A 21,374-nucleotide genomic window follows, 5' to 3' on the forward strand; every position below is an offset into this window, starting at 1 on the left:
TGTGGTATAATTTCGTTATAAATCCAATATATGTAGGAGTGTTTCTTTTGAGCGAACTTCGGGAGTTCTATTATTTAGACAGTAAGCTATCTGGAAATTATCTAACCCAGATAGAAGATGGTTTAACGCAATATAAATATGAAAATAAAATGGAAGGAAGTCCAAATCATTCATTCGAAATTTCAACAGGAGCTCTTGGCGAAATTTTATCTAGTACTCTAGGAGTTCCACTTCCTGATTTTTCTTATCGAAGGGATGGAAAATCTGAAAAAATTAAAATTGAAGAATTCAAGACCTTAAATGAGGTTTCACAACTTTCTCGTTTGGTAAAGTATTTGGAACCTGCAATGATTGATATAAAAGAAAAATTAGATAGAGAATCTTGGGGACAACTATCCGAAAATCAATTTATTAAGTTCGATTGTGAATTAAAGGTATCAAATCTATATTTATTCACTGAGTTTACAAGGAAACTTGGAAAAAAGTCTATATTTAATCCTGGGAATGATGAACAATTTAATGAATACGTAGATCATGCTGAAACTATTGAGGATAAGAAATCACAAAAAATTATTCTTAAACCCAACTTTTCGCCAGATAATAATAAATACTATTTTGTGTCTGAGATAAAAAAGAGGTTCTTAGATGAAGACGTAGAATTAAAGGATTTAAATACTGAAAAATTCACTGTAATAGGTAAAATTGATAAAAAAATTGAGACTTCTGAGAAAGAAATTGTATTTGACCTTACTGAAACTGGGATGTTAGAGGTAATGAGAAGCAAAGAAATAAAACAGTTTATAAAGCAGTTTAATCAAAGTATTGATAATCCAATGATGACAAAGTTTTTTTCTACTGAACAGGATATTTACGCAATAAAGCCTGCTATGAAATTTAAACCATTAGCATTGTACAAAACATAATACAAAGTATTAAAAGCTTAATTTTATTTTTATGGTTTGGAGCACAAACGCAATCTGCGTATGCCTTACTCTCATACGTTACAATTATTTTCTCCTGATTGTCACGCCAAAACCCCTCTATATCAGCCTAAAATCCTTGTGAAATCTTACCCTTTATATATTTATAATCTATAATAAGCATAGTGTTACAAAATAAAGGAGGTTGTATAGTTGGGAAAAAAATATAAAGATAGTTGTATTCAGATATTAAAAGAAAAAGGTCCCCTTTTGGGCAGTGAATTTCGCAAAATTCTTGTTGAAAGACAAGGGATTAAGGAGGGGAATGCTAGAGCCATCATAAACAGGTTGAAAAACAGTGGAGAATTCCTTAGCACTGATCCCGTCAAGTTAAGACATCAAGAGTTGATCTACTACCTTCCTTTTCATGATTTAAAAGCAAAGTTAAAAAAAATAATGCCAGATCATTCATCAACACTTAATAGAATATATCAAGCCTTAGTAGAAGAAAATGGATTCTTGTTATGGTCCGAATTTGCAAAAATTTCTTCTGGGGTAGTTGATTCATCCCAATCTTCACGTAAGTCGGCAACCAACCTATTCAATGATTTGAAATCCCTTGGGATTGTTGAGGAATTGAAACATCATGAACACATCCCGGTGGTAGTTGCATCCGAAAAATGGTTTCCCCAAAAAACGGATATATTAGTTGCTATAAGTAAAAGGAAACAAAAATTATCCTTTACTAAAGGCTTAACTGATGATCTTCTGAAATGGCTAGAAAGTATGAACTTAATTGGTTGGGAAAACTCTTACACTAGAGATATACAAGATTATAACATTGGATACAATGGTTTCTATTTTGATGCTATAAGTTATACATACTTGTGGGGACTATATCGGACAAATCAAAAAGATGAGTTGTTTGAGCCTACTCGGAATAAAGCAGGATCCCCGGTCTTAATTGAGTCTATATTGCACCGAACCACTAAACGTCATGATATTACAGGTTTCATTAGTAGGGTAGATAACTATTGTGGTCCAATAAAGTCGAATAAAAATCTAAAAGTTATTCCCATTTGCTTTGTAGATACTGTTGAAAAAGATGCATATAAACTTGCTAGAGAGCGCGGAATACTTATTATGAAACTAAGTGACGTATTTGGAACGAAATTAGCTCAGTCACTCCAAGAGCTCCAAGAAATCGACCCAGAAAAGGTAGATCCGCAAAAGTTATCCACGATACTTGATAATGCAAATAAGTCAGGAAGAGATGGCGATTTTGGAAACTTAAAGGGTTACGTTTTTAATTTTTTAGTGGCTTCTATATTCAATGATGCTGGTTATAAAACTAGTATAGGGCTTCGCTATAAGGATCTTGAAGGACGAAAGTGCGAATGCGACATAGTCTGTGAAGATGTAGATGAGATTATAGCTTGTGAAGTTAAGGGGTACGATGAAGGAAAAGAAGTTAAATTAGGTGAACACGAAAAAGAGCCGGACAGCGTTAAAAAATTTTTTGAGAGAACATGCTCTATCATTAAAAAGGATAGTGGTAAAACAATTATTCCGGTATTTATTACTTCTGGTAGTTTTTCGCAAGACGCAATAAATTACTTAGAGAAGAAAAATAATAGTAAAAAAATGAAGCCACTATTAAAGCGTAATTTTCCCTCTAGTATCTACTATGATCGTAAGGGTTTACTAGATTACTTTAGTAGTAAAAGCAGAAAATTCAAAGAACATAAACAAGTCCTTAAGGAATATTTTAAACAAGAAAGCAGGTAATGAACTACCTCTCGCCCCAAGAAAGTGAGAAGTCTACTTCATTAAGAATCAGCCTAAGTCCATATTTGAAATAATGAATTTAATAATTCTACCTTTGTTACATAAATGAAACCGGCTGTTAACGACTACTTAAATATCTATAAAAGGTAGCTCTGCTAACGTCAGCTGCATACAGTATTTCCTCTATACTATACTCTTTACTATCATACATTCGAAAGGCCATATCCAGTTTGGATTGGTCTTTTTTTGGTCGACCACCTTTTCGTCCCCGAGCTCTTGCAGCATCTAAACCAGATCTCGTTCGTTCAGATATAATGTCACGTTCAAACTGCGCTAATCCACTAAAAATCGTAAACACTAATTTTCCCATCGCTGTTGTGGTATCAATATTTTCATTAATGGATACAAAGTTGATGCCTTTATCCTGAAAGTCGTTGACTAGATCTACCAGGTGTTTTGTGCTACGACCAATTCGGTCGAGTTTATAAACAACTACCGTATCTCCTTCACGTAGATACTTCATCATTTCCGTGAATGCTGGACGATCTTTTTTTGTTCCGGTAATTTTTTCCGAATAGATATTTTTCCCTTCTACACCATATTGCTTTAATGCATCAAACTGCATATGTAAATTTTGATCCTTTGTACTGACTCGGGCATATCCAAATAACATATTTTGTAACTCCTTTTGAAATTCATTACTTATATGTTATCAAAAAGGATGATTAGTGTATATAATGATACTTTGTTTTTGGTACGGATTTTGAAACTTAACGGATGCTGGTACAAGGATGAAAAATTATTTGATTTGAGTCGTTGAGTGATTGTATCAAAAACGAACACTTATGACAGCAGTAATTTCGTCTGATATAATTTATATATAAAACAAAGGTGGTGTTTTATATGCTAGAGCGTGAAGGCGAATCCCAAGGAAGGAAATATGCTTGGGTAGATAAATGGGTGAAAATGACGGGTGATCGAGCAAAAATCGATGCTAAAGCAAATAACACATATATTGTTTACGAAACAGAAGACGGACTCGTGAAAGAATATCCGGATGGAACCATTGTGAATTTTGACAAAAAGCCAAATGGTGATAATTAATGAGGTCCGCCAAGCTCCCTCCCATGATGTATATCTTTGCTGGAAACAATGGGAGTGGAAAAAGCACGTTACGTAACCTGTTAATCGATAAGTTAGGTATAGACATCAATATTGATCCGGATTCCATTGCTCGCAGGTTGAATCCGCAAGCACCCGAGACCAAACAATTCGCAGCAGGAAAAGCAGCAGTAAAATTAGTCTATGAGTGTATTGAGGAAGAGAAGAGCTTTTCGATTGAAACGACGCTTGCTGGGAAAAATGCTATCCACCAAATGAACAAAGCCAGAGAAAAAGGCTTTGAAGTCACAATGTTTTACGTTGGACTGGGCCACGTAGAACAAAACATTGAACGAGTGGCCTTACGTGTAAGAAATGGTGGGCATCATATCCCGACAAAAGACATTTTGAAAAGAGATTCGACTTCCAAAGAAAATTTACTTCGCAATTTGTATCTCGTTGACAATCTCGTCGTCATCGATAACAGTAAATCAGATGGAGAACTAGTTTTAGAAACCTCCAATGGCCGTATAACTTTTGTAGCCAACGACCTGCCTGACTGGGCACATCCAATAAAACAGAAATACAATGCTACAACATAAAAAGATTCTCCTGTCTTATGTAAGAGGAGAATCTTTTATGTAATATCGAATCTATGGAACTTCCCCGATCTATTGTGTCGTCTTATAATTGAATTATTTAACAGCTATTATAATGAAGGTTTTGGGTTATAAAGTTGTTTTTTACTCCACTTCGCGTATTATAAAAACTGTTACACCTGGCTTTCCTCAAGTTGTTTGACCAATTTATAAAAAGTGGTCTTTTTAACTTCTGCTTGCTCCATGGCCCGCGTTGCTGTAATCTTGCCATTCTTCCATTCATAATAAGCTTCCATGAACTCATCCGTAATCTTTGCTTTAGGACGGCCAAAAGTTATTCCTTTTTGCATGGCCACGTCAATTCCCTCACGCTGTCGTTTTCGAATCCGGTCCCGTTCTTCCTGCGCCATCCAAGAAAGGATTTGCAAAACGAGATCGGCTATAAAGGTTCCCATGCTGTCCTTATATTGGGTGGTATCAAGTAATGGCATGTCCAATACTACAATGTCGGCCTGAAGCTCCTTTGTAATGGCATTCCACTCCAGCACAATCTCCTCTTTATTCCGACCGAAACGATCAAGGGAATGAATGTACAGCACATCCCCCGGGCGAAGGATTCGTTTTAAGAGCTGGTATTGTTCCCTTTGAAAATCCTTACCACTTACTTTATCAATAAATATATCACGCTTATTGATCTCTTGCTCTTTCATTGCAGCGACTTGACGTTCCTCACTTTGATCTTTACTGCTCACTCGTATGTATCCATACTTCCGATTCTCCATTTAAAGGATAACCTCTCTTTCATTTGGTCTTTCTCCTTTAATTGTACCCTTTTCCGTTCGTAAATGTATATAGAAAACAACGAACGTCCGTAATTAATTTTCATCCTTTTACGAACGTTTAATTTCATAGATTTAAGATATTTGTAGACTGTTCGTAAAGGTGTACTTTTACAAACGTAACAAAACCCAATTCCAGAAAAGGGCCAGATTGTTTAATAAAGAAGGATTTAGTTTTGGGGACATCGAAGAGATACCTAATAAAAGTAAGTTCTGAAAGGAGAAAAAATGCCACAATGCTTAGTGATACCATTAACTATAATTATGAAAATAAAATTGTTTCGAGAGGAGATAATTTTCCTTCAGTTGATACATCAAAGAATATGCTGAATTTAATTTGTGTTCTATTACACCTAAGAGTAAGTAAGGGTGAAATTATAAGGATTCTGGCAATTTCAGAAATTGAATTTGAATCAAAGATTGCTTTGTTGGATAGGGAAGGACTTAAGAATACTGCCCATATGATCATTAATAAGCTGTGCCCCATTATCTTCAATTACCCGTCTCATTATAGACCGAATGTGACCTTCATAACCCGGAGCACCATTAGCTTCAGTCAATTCCTTTAAAATATCCAAAATATTCACCATCCAAAATTTTGTTTTACTTATAGGATGGTGTTAATACAAAAATTTATTCTTTTATATACTTTTTATTGGCGTTCTCGTAAGGCCCAAAGGGGGGGATCCCCCTCGATGCTTCTCTTTGACTATTTTCTGAACCTCAGAGAATTTCAGAAACAGGAGAATGTCTCATCATGGATAAAAAAAGGAAAACGCCTAAAACTGTATGAAAAACGAAAATTATGGAAAAGTAAACAAGGTTATGCTAAATAAATTTTAATAATACTTTAAAAGGAGGGGTTTTATGGTACAACTCCACTATTTAAACTATATTAATGGTGAATGGGTTGGCGACGGTTTTAATAAGGTTAAAGTGGTTAATCCGGCAACTGGAGAAAACATCGGTTCGGTCCCTAATGCTGATGAAGAACATGCCAAACAAGCAATTGAAGCAGCGTCTCAAGCACTTCCTGAATGGTCTAAGAAGTCAGCAGCTGATCGGGGTGATGTGCTTAGAAAATATTTTGACCTCATTATGGAGCATGAGGATGAAATCGCTGAAATTATGACGAAGGAAAATGGCAAGCCGTTAAAAGAATCTAAAGGAGAAGTACAATATGCGGCTTCATTCATAGAATGGTACGCCGAGGAAGGTAAGCGCATCTACGGACGGATCGTTCCTGGAAAAAGGGAAAACCACCGTATTAAGGTGACTAAACAACCCGTCGGCGTTGTTGCGGCCATTACACCATGGAACTTTCCAGCAGCTATGATTACAAGAAAACTTGGCCCTGCTTTAGCCGCAGGTTGTACATTTATCGTAAAGCCACCTGAAGAAACACCTTTAACATGTATGAAACTAGCAGAACTAGCCGAAGAAGCATGCATTCCGAAAGGTGTTTTCAATGTCGTGAATGGTAATCCAGAAAAATTCTCAGAAACGGTTATGTCTGATATGCGCGTTCGTAAGTTAACATTCACCGGCTCAACGCCTGTCGGTAAGTTGTTAATAAAACAGAGCGCTGAACAAGTCATGAAACTTTCCCTTGAACTCGGCGGCCATGCACCGGTGATTGTATGTAATGATGCAGATCTCGATCAAACCGTCGAAATGTTAATGGCGGCTAAGTTTAGAAATAGTGGCCAAACCTGTATCGCGGCTAACCGCGTTTATGCTCAATCAAGTATTTACGACGAACTTGTTAGACGAATGACCGCCGAAGTTGAAAAGCTTAACGTTGGCAACGGATTTGAAGATGATATTGATGTCGGCCCTTTAATCAATAAAGAAGGTTTTGAAAAAGCAGGACGTCATGTAAAGGATGCCCAGGAAAAAGGAGCTAGGGTAACCACTGGTGGTGAAGGTCAAGCAGATACAGATAAAGGGACTTACTTTTACAGGCCAACCATACTAGCTGATGCCAATCATGACATGGTTATTATGAATGAAGAAACTTTTGGGCCGATTCTTCCCATTGCAAAATATGACCAAGATGATGAAGCAGTAAAAGCAGCCAACGATACCCCGTTTGGTCTTGCAGCTTATTTCTTTACCCAAAATGTATCAAGGGGCACCCGTATCTCAGAGGGACTTGAATACGGAATTATTGGATGGAATGATGGCATTCCATCGGCAGCCCAAGCACCATTTGGCGGTATGAAGCAAAGTGGTTTGGGTCGTGAAGGCGGGCAAGAAGGCATCGAAGAATACTTAGAGGTAAAATATATATCGCTTAGTATTTAATGAAGAAGCATTTGTCTTTATTTGGAGGACAAATGCTTTTCTAATTATTACTGGATGCTTTTTTTAGTACCTCCAACCTTCAATCATCCCATTGGAGGTAGTAAATCACATAAATACATACCCCAAACTTTTCAGAAAGTATTAGTTTACTAAACGAACAGGACAACCATCACAAAAAAGATATGAAAAAGTGATCCAATTGTCATCAAATCACGATAGCTAAGTAAGACAAGGCAGATCAATACCTTAAAGGGAAAACAGGAAAATTGTTAACCGCGCGAAACGAACATTAAAGATATTTGATCATTATGCAGTTGAGGGAAAAAGTATCCCAGACTTTCCGCGAAAGATTTAAGTATATGTTGATATGTAGAGGCAACAGCAGCTGATCTACGCTCTCTGGCAATGTGTGATTCAAACATTTGGTCACTGTGTTGCCGACTACTACCAAGTAACTTACTTATGAGTTTTTCAAAAGTAACTCTCCCAAGACTGTCGGATGACTGATAAGCAAGATGGGAGGGGAAACCTTCTCTTCTTTTTGTAAATTAAGCAGAAAAGGTGATGAATATGAAGTGGAGAACATATTTTACAATTGTAGGCTTGGCAGCCCTCTTGCTTGCGGGGTACAACTCAAATGTGTGGGCAAATTTCACCTCTCGCTATGATCCAGCTCAGCAGGCAGACAAGAACGTTCCTTCAGGAAATGAGGATTCTGATCTCTCATTAAAATCAGAAGAATTTACTGTCATTAATGAATCAGGGGATATTAAAGATGTTGATTTCGAAACGGAAACACCAGACCAAAACAACGGTATTGTCCCTACCAATTTGAAGGTCCCAAGTATCGATATCAACGCACCTGTTACTAAAGTAGGCGTGCTCGATAACGGACAAATGGGTGTGCCGAAAGATGATACAACCGTGGGCTGGTTTGAGCCAGGAACGAAACCAGGAAATACAGGAAATTCAGTTGTCGCCGGACACGTTGATAACCAATCAGGTCCAGCTGTATTCTACTACTTGAAAGATTTGCAAAAAGGCGACGAAATCATCGTCACAAACGACGAAGGCAAAGAGCTGACCTACGTGGTCCAGAAGCTGGAAAGCTATCCAGCGGACGAAGCACCTATTAAAGAGATCTTCGGAAAAACAGACAAGAAAAGGCTTAATTTGATCACCTGCACAGGTGTCTTTAACTATGAAAAAAGAACGTATCTGGATCGACTCGTCGTTTATTCTGAGCTAAAATCATCACTTGACGAAGAGAAAGGTAAAGAAAAAACGCAAAAAGATACAAATTATGACATAAAGGCACCAACCAATGTCGAAGTAAACGGAACCTTCGTCACATGGCATGCCGTACGTGTAGATGGTGTAGCAGGTTACCGCGTATACCGCAGTGAAAACGGAGAAGACTTTGAAAAAGTCGCAAGCATCTCCGAACATGAACGCAAAACGTATACCGATCCTAAAGCATCGAAATACACTTATTATGTAACAACGGTATATTTGGATGGAACTGAATCTGCCCCATCCAATCTCGCCAAAGCCGAATAAAACAGTCACCTAAACATACCATTAGTACACTATTTAACATGAACCTCCACCCCAGTACATCCAAAGTATGGAAGTGCTGAGGTGGATTTTATACATTTGCTATCTGATTGCAGAATTAGAGCAAACAGTGTTCGTCAAGATCCCCAGTCTGGTTATAGTTTCATTTTAGTGGGAACATTAATTCGCATTTACCTTCTCTGCATCCTCCCGATAATAGGTAGAAAAAACCTCAGCAAAAGCCTCGATCGAATTATAAAGTTCGTTTAAGTTATTCTCAACGCCGCCAAACTCTAACAACATAGCACGGTTCGTTAGATCTTGGTTGTAGACCCCGTTTCCTTCTAATTTCGATTTGACAAAGACTCCTCGGCTAATCCCGGGATACTTTTGTTCAAGTGCCGCATTAATCTCCTTAGCAACTTCTAAATTTCGTCCAAACTTTTCACTTGCTTTACCGACTACGAAAAAGAGTCGTGCATAGTCTTTTCCGTTTATCGTTGTCGTGGTAACACTTCTGGGTTGAGAATCTCGGTGAATATCAATTAAATATGATAAGCTTTCATTCTGTGAAAGAGCTTTTTGGACAAGTCCTCTTGAAAAGTCATATGATTGAGTATAATCCCAATTTTTCTTCTTTAATCCTTTCGTTACGTTTGTTTTATTATGTTTAACACCTATTCCCCGACTTTCTAATTCTTTCTTCAGTTTAGCACCGACTGCTATGACATTGACTTTTTCATTCGTGCTAGATGCATCTTGAGGGAGATCACTTTTAATTAAGGGTTTAAAAGCTTCCCAGCTGTGTGATTGATAGATATAAACTGACTTTTTGGGTATTTCTTTTTTGGGCGGAGGGTCTTCCTCTTCAGTTAATTCTAGCTGGCTTTGGTTGACTTCTTGGTTCTGTAATTGTTCTTCTGTTGGTGGAGGGGACTCTATCGGAAGAGTACTTAAATCAGTTCCTTGGCCTGCTATGGCAATTTCAGTGTGATAACGTTCAAGTCCTGGAATCTCTCTTCCTAACAAACTACGAATATCTCCAACATCTACGTCTGTAACCATTTCCATCCAGTCAAACTGTTTCGTTACTTTGTCAGAATAATGCACCCTTAAAGGTGTCATCTCCTGCGCCATGATAAAAAGTGCCGTCTCCTTAGGCGCTGCCTTTGAAATGGAATAAATAAAAGGAGAAACGAAATATTCCTTTAATCCAGTACTTGTGATTAGAGTAATGATTAGATATAGAGCAATAATCATAGGCAAAGTATATTTGATAATTAGTCGCATAGATTTTGGGATACGTTTTTTATGCATTTATACCTCTCCTAAACTAACAATTTAATAGTTTAGTCTATGCATTTCTATTAATCTATATTAATCCTTTAAATTCCTTGCGTTAATCTTTTTATTATTAGAATATTTTGGTTTAATATTTATCAAATATACTTGTTTCATTCTGGAGTGATAGCAAGTATCAGAGCAAGTATCTTATAAAGACCTTATATCTCCTTCTTCAAATTCGAGAATAGCAAAGGAGCCAATAGCTTCTATGACCTCTGATGGAGGAGGAACAATGAGTTTAATTTCGTTATAATGTAAAAAGGATTAGATATTTTGGAGGGAGTTTTATGCCTACGCCTAGCATGGAAGATTATATTGAACAAATCTATTTACTTATTAAAACGAAGGGATATGCTCGTGTTTCCAATATTGCAGAAATTCTGGGTGTTCAACCCTCCTCAGTAACAAAAATGGTTCAAAAATTAGATCAAGAAGGTTACCTAATTTATGAGAAATACCGTGGAATTACACTTACCCCATTTGGGAAGAAAATGGGAAAACATCTACTTTATAGACATGAATTATTGGAAAGCCTTTTTCGCATTATCGGTGTTGAAGAGGAAAATATTTATGAGGAAGTGGAAGGGATTGAACATCATCTTAGCTCGAAAACGTTAGGTCGTATTATCGACTTGGTCCAATTCTTTCGAGAGGATGAACAACGGATTCAGGATTTACAGGAAATTCAAAGAAAAAATAATAGTGAACAGTAATGTATTTCTAATCTGAATAGCTAATTTCAAATCTCATAAAGTTAAATAAGCAAACTAAAAAAGAGGTAGGGTTTTATACAATTTTAAAACACAGGCAGTCATCATTATTTTGACTACCTGTGTTCATTTGCTTTCTATCGACTAGCTTTAAGCAGTATTCCAGGTGTTCTAGACAATTAATAAAGAATGATTTATTAAAGCAGTGTACTTCTGACTAACATTTACTTTTTTGAGACCATCCTAGCTTTTTCGAGTAGTTTATTTATCCAAGTGCGACGTCTAAAATCATCATTACTGTAAAACCTATCATTAAGGTCATCGATGCTAAATCTTTATTTCCCTCTTCCTGGGAACCTGGAATGACTTCTTCTGCAACAACAAATATCATTGCACCAGCAGCAAAGCTTAGAGCATAGGGTAAAAGAGGCTCGATTAATGTAACAGCCATCACCCCTATAATGGCAGAAACAGGCTCAACCATCCCTGAAAACTGTCCGTACATAAAACTCTTCCTGCGTGACATTCCATCCCTACGAAGGGGCATCGAAACCGCAACTCCTTCAGGAAAGTTTTGAATACCGATTCCGATTCCTAAAGCAATAGCTCCTGCCAAGGAAGCTGACGGGAACCCAGCTGCGATAGCTCCAAATGCAACACCCACGGCAAGCCCCTCGGGTATGTTGTGTAACGTAATCGCAAGCACTAATAAAGTACTTCGCCTTTTTTGATTCGGGTGAATCCCCTCTGCTTCTTCGATAGATGACGTAGGATGCAGATGCGGAAGAATTTTATCAACTCCCCATAGGAATATACCTCCTAATAAAAATCCTACTGCTGCTGGAATCCAGGCGGGTATTCCATCAGCCTCAGCCATATCAAGGGCTGGGGAAAGAAGGGACCAAAAACTTGCGGCGATCATAACTCCTCCAGCGAAACCCAGCATCCCATCTAACAGTTTTTGGTTTAGTGTTTTAGTCGTAAATACTAGGGCTGCTCCAAGGGCCGTCATCCCCCATGTAAAACATGTGGCGATTAGAGCCTGAACGATTGGATTAAGATCTAAAAAAAAGTCAATCATATTTATTTTTCCCCCTATTTACACTTTAAAAGATGCCTCAAAAATGGAGGGCATTTTTTAAATTCCTAATAAATCTTATCTTATTCACTAGGTCTAAAAAGTTTCCTTGGGTAAAAATTTTAACCGTTAGGAAAATGGAAGTCAATTATTAAAGGGGGGAACACCAATATTAAATTTACATGAAGAAGGTGAACCTATTGATGCAACACATAAAGAATATGATTCACCTAAAAGAACTACTTTAAATGGATCGGTGCGTTTTTAATTCAATGCGAAAAGGGAATTATTTTTAATTATCGGGGATCATAATCTTAGGAAAAAAGAAAAAAGAAAAAGGGGAAAGGGAGGTAGGTAATTATTTAGAGCTAATTAAACGGATCGTCATATAATCTAAATTTTTATACTCGTATTATCATATAATCTCCATTTGTTAATTGGACAACATCAGCTTTCATTGCTTTGGCAATATCCACTGTCATCTCTTTGGCAGATTCCTCCGATTCTGCCAATAGACAAAGGCAATTACTTGTTAACAGTCTTTCTTTTACTCTTGTTATATAAGCTAGAATTTCATAATTAGGCTTCAAGGTAGATTCTCTCCCCATTACTCTTCCCCTTTTAAGTTCGTTTTCATCACATTATGAGATTTTTTGGCACTCTCTAGCAATGGACATTTTTTTACGACTTCTATTAAAGCATCAATGTCTTGCTTAATTGGCACAAGGGTTATAACAACTCTTCCTTTTTCATAATCTTTCCTTGAAAAATGATAACGTTTATTACCTAGCGCTCTTGTTGCTTCAAAAAGAGCTGCTTGTCTCTGACCAAAGTTATCAAGATTGATTCGAAAATGATCTTCTTTTGGATAGATGACAACAGCTAATCCTTCCTCCTTAAATAGCTTTTCTGCATTATCAGTACCTAAAAGGTTACTAACAAAAATCCCGTCAACAAATAGGCTTGAGTTCTTGACCTCAATCTTTCCAGGCTTAACTTGTGCGATATCCCCAATGCTTTTCCCTTTAGTGAAGCGTTTAAGAAAATAAAATACAGTTAATCCGGTTATAATTCCTGCCATAACATTCACCCATAAATTAAATGGTAAAATAGTAATCGTTAGTGAAGTAAAGAAAGCTGTAATGAAGGCAATATAGTTTCGGGATTCAAATGTTTTAGCAATGCCGTCTATATATGCATTTCCTCTGTAGGTGTACTCTGTATACTCTAGATCGCTTAAGCTTTCTTTTTCCATTTTTCGTACATCTCTAAATTGTTGTAGTGCCAATGTAAGAAACGTAACCGCAATATAGTTCTTACTCATTAATGCTGGTATAGCCACAGCACCTAATGCTGCAGCAACAAAACCTGTAATAATGTTAATTAAAAGGCCATTAGGGTAACTTGGATACTGGCGATAATCCTCTTTTAAAACCAGTGCTCTTGCCAAGGTCCCTAAAAGCACTGCTATAACAATGACACTTATCTCTTCTGGTAAGATTTGTTGTTGCTCTACTTTAACCACTCCTCGAAACAATACAGTAGAATCTGTTAGCGTCTAGGGAGTCACCCTTGATGAATAGAAAATTGTCCTGTACACTTAAGTTTTTAATACTCAATTTCTTCAAAGTCTTGTGGTTGAGGAGTTGGTTGCTTGTGCTTCAACTTCTCATTTTTAGAAACTTCATTGTTAATCTCTTGGTAAGATTTTATATTCCCAAACTGTTCTTTTGAATGCTTGTTATTTAACTTATCGTCACTCATTTTGTTACATCCTCCTTTAAAAGTTCTTTTGAAATACACCTTTATTTTGAACAAAAGGAAGAAGTTCTATGTATCGGGACTTATCATAAAAAGGGAAGAAAAATAAGGGATTTCCAACAAAAAAGCAATGGAGAAAACGTTCTCCATTGCTTAGTTTCAGACAATTTTAACCCAGCCGTTTTTAATGGCTGTGACGACGGCCTGTGTACGGTCATTGACTTTCATTTTTTGCAAGATATGGCTTACGTGGTTTTTAACCGTTTTTTCACTGATATTAACCGATTCAGCCATTCCACGGTTAGTATAACCGTTCAGTAGAAGCTGCAGTACTTCACACTCACGGCTGGTAAGCAGATGAAGGGGCTTACGATACTCTACCGGTTGGAATGATTTCGCCGATAGCCGGCGATATTCAGCAATTATACTGTGGGTCACCTTTGGATGTAAATAGGATCCGCCATCATCGACTACTTTAATCGCTTCTATTAAAGAATCAGAATCCATTTCTTTTAACAAGTACCCTCTGGCCCCTATTTTCAGAGCATGGGTTACGAAGTGATCCTCACTATGGAAGGAAAGAATGATAACTTTCACGTTTGGATAGCGATTCGTAATCTTAGCAATCACTTCTAAACCCATATTAATATCCATCAATACAATTTCAGGGTTATTTTTTTCAATTAGGCTAAGCGCCTCAGATCCGTTATCTCCTTCTGCAACGATTTCAAAGCTGGACTCACAACCCAAAATATGCTTTACTCCTTCACGAAACAACTTGCGATCATCTATTAATAATATACTGGTCGCCATCAGTTAGCCTCCTATCTCCCCCATTTGTTGCTTTACTTTTACGAATGAAATAGCCTCTACTTTATTCTGTATATATATGCGTGTTTTTTATTATAAATGGTTCACTCATTTTCACATAGGTTATCGCGATAAAAGACACAGAATTGTCCAATTTCAGGAGTGGTCCGGTTTTATATTGCTACTAGGTACGTAAAAACCCCAATCCTCCTTTATTCATGAAGAGAATAGGGTTTTTTTGTAGTATACACAATAGTTATGGTAAAAGGAAGTTTTGGCAGGCTGCCGTGTTATTTGCTTCCTATGCACATGATTTTCTTTGGGACAAAAGAAAAAGGAATCCTCGAATAAACAAGGATTCCTTTTTAGAATGGAATAGAATAACCACTACTGTTTCTTCTTATTTTTTACATCAACGGGTCTTATTTTAACAGAAAAATTTAATTCAGAAATATCACTTTTCTCTAGAAATTTATTTGCTATTTCTTTTATCTCTTTTTTAGTCGAGTTTAGAGTATTGTTCCTTGCAGGGATCTCAATTAAAAGTTCCCATCCATTTTCTGATGTGTATTGAATACCCTTACTTTCAAGGACTTTATAATCCTTTGCTTTTAACTCATTAGTAATTTTGCTAAAGATATTTGAATCTTTACTTTGCTCCTTTTCAATTTGTTCCATTTCTGATCTTACTTTTTTTTGACGTTCATGTCCTACCAATTCAGTTGAATTTTCTGCATTTACTTGATTTTGCTGAGACTTATCACTTTTTATAAAAATGAACATGATTACAATAAGAAAACTAACTAAAAGAACTCCAACACCAACCTTTTTCAAGTTAAATTCCTCATTTCTTTTGGATAGTTGGTATATAGTATGTCCAACAAGAGTAACTAAGAAGAAAGGAATATATATTGATACATATCACACTTCGGTTAGTTTTGTGCATGCGCATAGAAGGCAATTACCGCGACGCTTATATCTTAATGGAATCCAGAATCCCTACGGGACTATAATACAAATGTAATCACTCCATAAAGAATAACGGCAATAATCAACCCAGTAAGGCTGTGTTTCAACTTATATCTTGAATAAGCTAATATTTCCATATCCATAATTTTAGACATAGTGACAGTCGTTCCACTGAGTGGAGATGTTAATCCTCCAAAGACCCCACATGCAAAAACAATCCCAATCGTAAGAGGAAGATAGATGCCTGATGTGGCTGCAAGTGACACACCTATGGGCATTAAAAGTCCCCAAGAACCCCATGTAGAGCCAACAAAGTAGGCCAGTATTGATCCTAATATAAATATAACAGGGGGAATAAAATTTGTCGGAATCCAACCAAGTGCGGCTGTTACAAAATTGGATAAGCCAAGGTCTTCAGTAGCTGAAGATAATCCCCAAACTAAAGCAAATAGAAGATGGCTGGCATTAGCTTATTTCCACCTTCAAAAAAGTAACTAAATAATTTCTTTAGTGGATATTTTTCAATGAGAAGTAAACCAAATGTAACCAACAATGAAATAAGGATCGCAATAAACATGGATTTTGACACATCAGCTTTAATAAATGCATCCAACATACTTCCAGTCTTCTTGTAGCCATCCCACCAAGATAAACCGATGGTCAGAATTAATGCTGTAATGATTGGGATAAAGATATTAACGGGTCTGGATTCCAATTCCTTAGATGCTACCGGGTGCGAATCTTCCCAAACACGTTTTTTCCTTATTCTTATCCTTCCTTGGACATCAGTACAAGACAAAAGGGGAGGATTATTTCTAAAAAGTCCTCTGATTTTGAAGAAAATTTCTAATATATTAAAGGGGTTCAAATATATTAGGAAACATCGTTTGAAGTTTAGCATAATTAAACCATACTAATAATAGGGAAAATCCAATAAAAAGCAAACTATATATCACCAATTGCTGTCCAGATTTTACATTGTGGTATACATGTACAGAGATGAAAAAAATTGTTGTTGCAATTAAAATAAATGCTATACCAGAAAGAATTACTACAAAAGTGAGATCATCAAAGTAAATCATAAAATATAAAAACCATGAACATATAGCTAAAGTCCCAATAAAATAAAGATTTTTTTCGTCATCATAAAGCATCTCTCTTTAACCCCTTTCCCACTTTTAGAATTTATCTTCTTTTCCGCACGTTCTTTTGTTGTATGAATAAAGTGTTGTGGATTTATCATATTGTTAGAATATACTTTGCCACTTCCATTTTTTTATCCCTAAAGAATGTATTCGGATGTAGGTTGGACAATATGTAAGACAAGAATGAAAAAATAAAGGGAAAACCTGTTATGAAGGTCTTCCCTTTTGGAGATACATGTCCAATTATCCGAAGTGTTGGTAGCTAGGTATCTGTAATTTCAGTGTTAGTAAACTTGTTACCCTTGCCGGTTCCAAAGGTTTGATAGAAACTGGCTCTTACTCTGTTTAATAATGAGTTACATCCCATTCATGAGCCAAACGGATCCACCAACAACAATTAATGCGACTGTACCCCCGTATACCAAGGCTGAAATTTGGAAAGCTTTTTCGTGTTCACTTAAGTGCATGAACATGATTAATTGAACGAGCAGTTGGGCTGAGGCCAAAGCTAGAATCACTATAATCGTAGCTTTCGCAGTTAAGGAAAGCGAAAAAACAACCCAGAGTGCGGCCACCGTCAAAATGATGGATAGAACAAAACCAATAACTTGTTTCCAGGGAAATCCATGATGCTCTTCAAATTTTATATTCTCTCTCATTTTATAGCACCATCCCTATTAAATAGACTGCGGTAAATATAAAAATCCACATCACGTCAAGAAAATGCCAGTAAAGGCCTCCAATGAAGAGCTTTCTTGATGTGACCGTGTTAATGCCTTCCCTAGCAACTTGGACAAGAATAAACGAAATCCATATGATTCCAAAGGTTACATGAACTCCGTGCGTGCCAACAAGAACAAAAAACGCTGACCAAAACGCACTTGTAGAAATATTGACCCCTTCTGAAACATAAGTGATAAATTCATTAATTTCCATTCCTAGGAAGCTAACGCCCAACAATAATGTAATGATCATCCATACGACTACGCCTTTCGTGTTTCGTCGGCGCAATTCATGGGTTGCAAGGCCGGATGTAAAACTACTAATTAACAGAAGAAACGTTTGTATAACAACGCCCTTGATCTCGAATATTTCCTCTGCGGTCGGACCGTCAGCCGTGCGGTCAAGATAGACAAGGTACACAGCAAACAAAGAAGCAAATAAAACAATCTCAGCTGCAAGGAATAACCAGAAGCCGATGATCTTAACTCTACCTTCTTCATTGGCATATTCTAAGGGAATATTTTTTTGTATGGTAGATTCGTTCGCTTTACTCATCGATTCGATCCTCCCTCGCTGCACGTTCACGACGTTTAATTTCTCTTGAACTGATATGATAACCCTCATCTTTATCAAAAGTTCTAAGAATCATAATCACACCGACCCCTACGAGGCCCAAGATTCCCATCCACATCCACTCCCATACAAACCCGAATCCGGATATGAAGAAAAAGAGGGACATCATGAATGGTTGCCCAGAATCGTCTGGCATATGAATCGGTTTGTAAGGTTCTTTTTCTTTTTTCTTAGTCTTATTTTCTTTCTTCATTATCCAAAAGGCATCTAACCCTTTCACTTTAGGGACGTGAGCAAAATTGTACTCCGGAGCAGGAGAAGGGATGGACCATTCAAGTGTGCGACCGTCCCATGGATCGCCAGTTTTATCTCGTTCTCCGTAGCGAGCACTGTAGTAAATGTTGTAAACGATTATGGCAAACGCAATTCCCATCGCGTAAGCACCTAAAGTTTCAATAAAGTTCAATGTTGTCCAGCCTAATCCTTCTTCGTAGGTATAAACACGTCGTGTCATACCCATTAGACCAACTATATACATCGGAACAAACGTTACATTAAATCCGACAACAAACAGCCAAAATGCCCATTTACCTAGTCGTTCGTTCAATTTATGACCAAACATCTTCGGCCACCAATAATGAAGTCCCGCAAAAATGGAGAAGACTGTACCGGAAATTAAGACATAATGGAAGTGCGAAATGAGAAAATAACTGTTGTGATACTGATAATCGGCCGGGGCGCTTGCTAGCATGACTCCTGTAGCACCACCGATCACAAAATTAGGCATGAATCCAAGTGCCCACAAATGGGCTGTTGTGAATTTAATTTTGCCTTTATACAGGGTAAGCAGCCAATTGAAAATTTTCACCCCTGTTGGTATCGCAATGGCCATCGTTGAAATGGAAAAGAAAGAGTTTGCTGCAGGTTCGCTTCCCATTGTAAAAAAGTGATGAACCCATACAACAAAGCTCAATAGGGAAATGATAATCATTGAGTACACCATGGCTTTGTAACCAAATAATCTTTTACGGGCAAATGTACTGATTACCTCTGAGAAAATACCGAAAGCTGGCAAAATTAAAATGTAGACCTCCGGATGTCCCCATAACCAGAACAAATTCACATACATTTCTGGTAAACCTTCACCCATCACAGTAAAAAAGTGTGATCCGAATAGACGGTCAATCGTCAATAGCGCTAGAGCAATGGTCAGTACTGGAAAGGCAAAAAGGATAATGATAGATGTAATCAGCGATGACCATGTGAAAATTGGCATACGCATAAGAGTCATCCCAGGTGCCCTCATTTTTAAGATGGTCGCGATAAAGTTGATACCGGTTGTCAATGTTCCAATACCAGCAATCTGCAAGCCAATTAAATAATAATTGATTTCTGGTCCGGGGCTTAAATTCCCGCCTGCAAGCGGTGGATAGTTCACCCATCCTGCATCGGGAGAGCCTCCGATTATGAATGACAAATTGAATAACATAGCTCCAGAGAAGAATAGCCAAAAACTAAGTGCATTTAAATAAGGAAACGCAACATCCCGTGCACCAATTTGTAAAGGCATTGCCACGTTGATTAAGCCGATGAGAAATGGCATGGCCATAAATAATAACATGATGGTTCCGTGAGTAGTGAAAACTTCATTGTATGTCTGGGCTTCCAAAAAATCCATATTCGGTAAAGCCAATTGTGTCCGTATCATTAGCGCATCTGCACCACCGCGGAACAGCATCAACATAGCAACAATAATGTACATAATTCCAATTTTTTTATGATCAACTGTGGTTAACCATTCCCGCCATAACCACTTCCACTTCTTTAAGTAGGTAAGGGTAAAGATAATCCCAATAGTTGTTAGGGCAATCATTACCTGTGCGGCGTATATAGTTGGGTCTCCCGTTACAAAAAACTCCCCTATAAGGAAATCCTTAATCTCGCTTAGGTTCATTTTGTACACCTTCTTTCAGTTGCGTCATTTTAAAGTTTTCCGGATAAGAAGAGAAGGCCATTTTTCCAACGGTGCCGGGTATCATAAGTTGTTTTGCTTGCTCTATAGTTAACTCAGGTTTGGTGGTCTTTATTTTTTTAACCCAGGCATTAAAATCTTGTTGGCTTTCAGCCGTAACCTTAAATTTCATGTCGGCAAATCTTCTTCCAGTAAAATTGGCGCCTTTTCCTCTATAAACACCTTCTTCAGATGCCTCAAGAAACATTTGATCTTTCATCCCTGCCATTGTGTATGATTGACCTCCTAATTGTGGTACCCAGAAGGAGTTCATCGCACCGGCAGACGTTAATATAAATTTAACCGGTACATCAACCGGGATATAAGCATAATTCACCGTCTGAATACCTTGTTCAGGGTATTGAAAAATCCACTTCCACTGAGCTGACGTCACTTTGATGACTAACGGTTCTTGCTTAGGTGAAGGTGAAGTTTCTAAATCATAGGTTGCTTTAACTGTTGGCACAGCAAGTAGGGTAACAATAATGATCGGAATCACTGTCCACAAGACCTCCAGTTTTTTATTCCCCTCAATCTCTGGCGGTTCGTAATCTTTATTTTCAGGACGCTCTCGATACTTGTACACCACATAACCGAAGACAATAAACACTGGCACCAAGACAACACTCATCAATATAATCGAATAAATAATCAAATCATACTGTGTACTTGCAACAGGTCCCTTTGGATCAAGTACACCAGCGCTACATCCCGAAAGAATGAATAACAAAGCAAAGGGACTAGCTATGTATTTCACAACAATTTTTATATTCATATAGGCTTATTTGATCCTCCTTCCACATTTGTACAAATGCTATTTCCTATCTAAGGCAAGCAAATGGAGTACTTGACAAAGAATAAAGGAAAAAGGAAGTCTAAAAAATGGAGTTCAATAAACCGTCAAAATTTCAACAAATAATTGTAATAAATACTTCAATGTTTGTTCATATGTTCATAAATATAGTCTATGAACAACCTTATGTTCGTAAGGAGTTTCCTTGAAGAAGTAAGAATGAGGGTAAAAATAGGCGTAATTCTATCAAATAACCCCGCCCATAAATTGCAAAAAAACCCCTGAGTATCTGTAATAGGGTTGACCAATTACATCCGACATCCTAAGATGGGATGGAATCATATGA

Annotated in this window: 23 protein-coding genes and 1 pseudogene; 7 read left to right on the forward strand and 17 right to left on the reverse strand. The window is 37.3% G+C overall.

All coding sequences use genetic code 11. From position 1 onward, the window contains the following. Positions 1-47: 47 nt before the first annotated feature. On the forward strand, positions 48-923 hold the full coding sequence (locus G6R08_RS21475; protein ID WP_079524980.1) for a DUF6414 family protein: 876 nt from the start codon (positions 48-50) through the stop codon (positions 921-923). Between the two features lie 210 nt (positions 924-1,133). Further along, positions 1,134-2,708, forward strand: a complete 1,575-nt coding sequence (locus G6R08_RS21480) for a hypothetical protein (protein ID WP_079524981.1) — start codon at positions 1,134-1,136, stop codon at positions 2,706-2,708. Positions 2,709-2,826: 118 nt separating this feature from the next. On the opposite strand, the gene G6R08_RS21485 is transcribed toward G6R08_RS21480, so the two are convergent. After that, a complete protein-coding gene (locus G6R08_RS21485; RefSeq protein ID WP_079524983.1) occupies positions 2,827-3,381 on the reverse strand; it encodes a recombinase family protein in 555 nt (184 codons plus the stop codon). Positions 3,382-3,611: 230 nt separating this feature from the next. On the opposite strand from G6R08_RS21485, the gene G6R08_RS21490 reads away from it, so the two are divergent. Beyond that, positions 3,612-3,812, forward strand: coding sequence for a hypothetical protein (locus tag G6R08_RS21490; protein ID WP_079524985.1), 201 nt, complete (start codon positions 3,612-3,614; stop codon positions 3,810-3,812). Beyond that, on the forward strand, positions 3,812-4,411 hold the full coding sequence (locus G6R08_RS21495; protein WP_139377029.1) for an ATPase: 600 nt from the start codon (positions 3,812-3,814) through the stop codon (positions 4,409-4,411). The genes G6R08_RS21490 and G6R08_RS21495 overlap by 1 nt, the downstream gene beginning before the upstream one ends. 170 nt (positions 4,412-4,581) lie before the next feature. Here G6R08_RS21495 and G6R08_RS21500 read toward each other — a convergent pair whose 3' ends face one another. After that, positions 4,582-5,190 (reverse strand): recombinase family protein, encoded by a 609-nt coding sequence (locus G6R08_RS21500; RefSeq protein ID WP_079524987.1) that lies wholly within the window; start codon positions 5,188-5,190, stop codon positions 4,582-4,584. Positions 5,191-5,660: 470 nt separating this feature from the next. Further along, a complete protein-coding gene (locus tag G6R08_RS21505) occupies positions 5,661-5,825 on the reverse strand; it encodes a hypothetical protein (RefSeq protein ID WP_163531426.1) in 165 nt (54 codons plus the stop codon). Between the two features lie 289 nt (positions 5,826-6,114). On the opposite strand from G6R08_RS21505, the gene G6R08_RS21510 reads away from it, so the two are divergent. Further along, a complete protein-coding gene (locus tag G6R08_RS21510; protein WP_079524991.1) occupies positions 6,115-7,554 on the forward strand; it encodes an NAD-dependent succinate-semialdehyde dehydrogenase in 1,440 nt (479 codons plus the stop codon). A gap of 570 nt (positions 7,555-8,124) precedes the next feature. Continuing rightward, a complete protein-coding gene (locus tag G6R08_RS21515; RefSeq protein WP_163531427.1) occupies positions 8,125-9,114 on the forward strand; it encodes a class F sortase in 990 nt (329 codons plus the stop codon). A 177-nt stretch (positions 9,115-9,291) separates the two neighbouring features. Here the strand turns inward: G6R08_RS21515 and spoIIP are convergent, their stop codons facing one another. Further along, the gene (gene spoIIP, locus G6R08_RS21520; protein WP_079524994.1) at positions 9,292-10,428 is read right to left on the reverse strand and encodes a stage II sporulation protein P; all 1,137 of its coding nucleotides are present in this window, start codon (positions 10,426-10,428) and stop codon (positions 9,292-9,294) included. 314 nt (positions 10,429-10,742) lie between these two features. Here spoIIP and mntR point away from each other — a divergent pair, with 314 nt between their 5' ends. Continuing rightward, positions 10,743-11,168, forward strand: coding sequence for a transcriptional regulator MntR (gene mntR / locus G6R08_RS21525; protein ID WP_079524996.1), 426 nt, complete (start codon positions 10,743-10,745; stop codon positions 11,166-11,168). Between the two features lie 262 nt (positions 11,169-11,430). On the opposite strand, the gene G6R08_RS21530 is transcribed toward mntR, so the two are convergent. The 13 genes and pseudogenes from G6R08_RS21530 to qoxA all read right to left on the reverse strand — a co-directional run bounded on the left by G6R08_RS21530 (position 11,431) and on the right by qoxA (position 21,010). After that, positions 11,431-12,246 (reverse strand): ZIP family metal transporter, encoded by an 816-nt coding sequence (locus G6R08_RS21530; RefSeq protein WP_079524998.1) that lies wholly within the window; start codon positions 12,244-12,246, stop codon positions 11,431-11,433. Between the two features lie 398 nt (positions 12,247-12,644). Then, complete coding sequence (locus G6R08_RS21535) at positions 12,645-12,851, reverse strand: capping complex subunit for YIEGIA (RefSeq protein ID WP_079525000.1); 207 nt, start codon at positions 12,849-12,851, stop codon at positions 12,645-12,647. After that, positions 12,851-13,768 carry a YIEGIA family protein gene (locus tag G6R08_RS21540; RefSeq protein ID WP_176142371.1) on the reverse strand — a complete coding sequence of 306 codons (918 nt, stop codon included), beginning with the start codon at positions 13,766-13,768 and terminating at the stop codon, positions 12,851-12,853. Before G6R08_RS21540 ends, G6R08_RS21535 begins: the two co-directional genes overlap by 1 nt. Positions 13,769-13,851: 83 nt before the next feature. Next, positions 13,852-14,007: a hypothetical protein gene (locus tag G6R08_RS21545; RefSeq protein WP_163531428.1), complete on the reverse strand. Its 156-nt coding sequence runs from the start codon at positions 14,005-14,007 to the stop codon at positions 13,852-13,854. A gap of 156 nt (positions 14,008-14,163) precedes the next feature. Continuing rightward, on the reverse strand, positions 14,164-14,817 hold the full coding sequence (locus tag G6R08_RS21550) for a response regulator (protein ID WP_079525001.1): 654 nt from the start codon (positions 14,815-14,817) through the stop codon (positions 14,164-14,166). Positions 14,818-15,201: 384 nt separating this feature from the next. Further along, positions 15,202-15,648 carry a hypothetical protein gene (locus G6R08_RS21555; protein WP_079525002.1) on the reverse strand — a complete coding sequence of 149 codons (447 nt, stop codon included), beginning with the start codon at positions 15,646-15,648 and terminating at the stop codon, positions 15,202-15,204. Between the two features lie 173 nt (positions 15,649-15,821). Beyond that, a pseudogene (locus G6R08_RS22330) lies at positions 15,822-16,166 on the reverse strand (Na+/H+ antiporter NhaC family protein); the annotation flags it as partial. A 56-nt stretch (positions 16,167-16,222) separates the two neighbouring features. Beyond that, positions 16,223-16,498 (reverse strand): Na+/H+ antiporter NhaC family protein, encoded by a 276-nt coding sequence (locus G6R08_RS22335; RefSeq protein ID WP_163531429.1) that lies wholly within the window; start codon positions 16,496-16,498, stop codon positions 16,223-16,225. Positions 16,499-16,637: 139 nt separating this feature from the next. Next, positions 16,638-16,937: a hypothetical protein gene (locus G6R08_RS21570; RefSeq protein WP_079525005.1), complete on the reverse strand. Its 300-nt coding sequence runs from the start codon at positions 16,935-16,937 to the stop codon at positions 16,638-16,640. A gap of 347 nt (positions 16,938-17,284) precedes the next feature. Further along, on the reverse strand, positions 17,285-17,587 hold the full coding sequence (gene qoxD, locus G6R08_RS21575) for a cytochrome aa3 quinol oxidase subunit IV (RefSeq protein ID WP_079525007.1): 303 nt from the start codon (positions 17,585-17,587) through the stop codon (positions 17,285-17,287). A gap of 1 nt (position 17,588) precedes the next feature. Beyond that, the gene (gene qoxC, locus G6R08_RS21580) at positions 17,589-18,206 is read right to left on the reverse strand and encodes a cytochrome aa3 quinol oxidase subunit III (protein WP_079525009.1); all 618 of its coding nucleotides are present in this window, start codon (positions 18,204-18,206) and stop codon (positions 17,589-17,591) included. Then, positions 18,199-20,178 (reverse strand): cytochrome aa3 quinol oxidase subunit I, encoded by a 1,980-nt coding sequence (qoxB, locus tag G6R08_RS21585; RefSeq protein ID WP_079525011.1) that lies wholly within the window; start codon positions 20,176-20,178, stop codon positions 18,199-18,201. Before qoxB ends, qoxC begins: the two co-directional genes overlap by 8 nt. Next, the gene (gene qoxA / locus G6R08_RS21590; protein WP_079525013.1) at positions 20,159-21,010 is read right to left on the reverse strand and encodes a cytochrome aa3 quinol oxidase subunit II; all 852 of its coding nucleotides are present in this window, start codon (positions 21,008-21,010) and stop codon (positions 20,159-20,161) included. The genes qoxB and qoxA overlap by 20 nt, the downstream gene beginning before the upstream one ends. Between the last annotated feature and the right edge of the window lie 364 nt (positions 21,011-21,374).

This window comes from Halobacillus ihumii, from assembly GCF_902726645.1.
Lineage (GTDB): Bacteria > Bacillota > Bacilli > Bacillales > Halobacillaceae > Halobacillus_A > Halobacillus_A ihumii.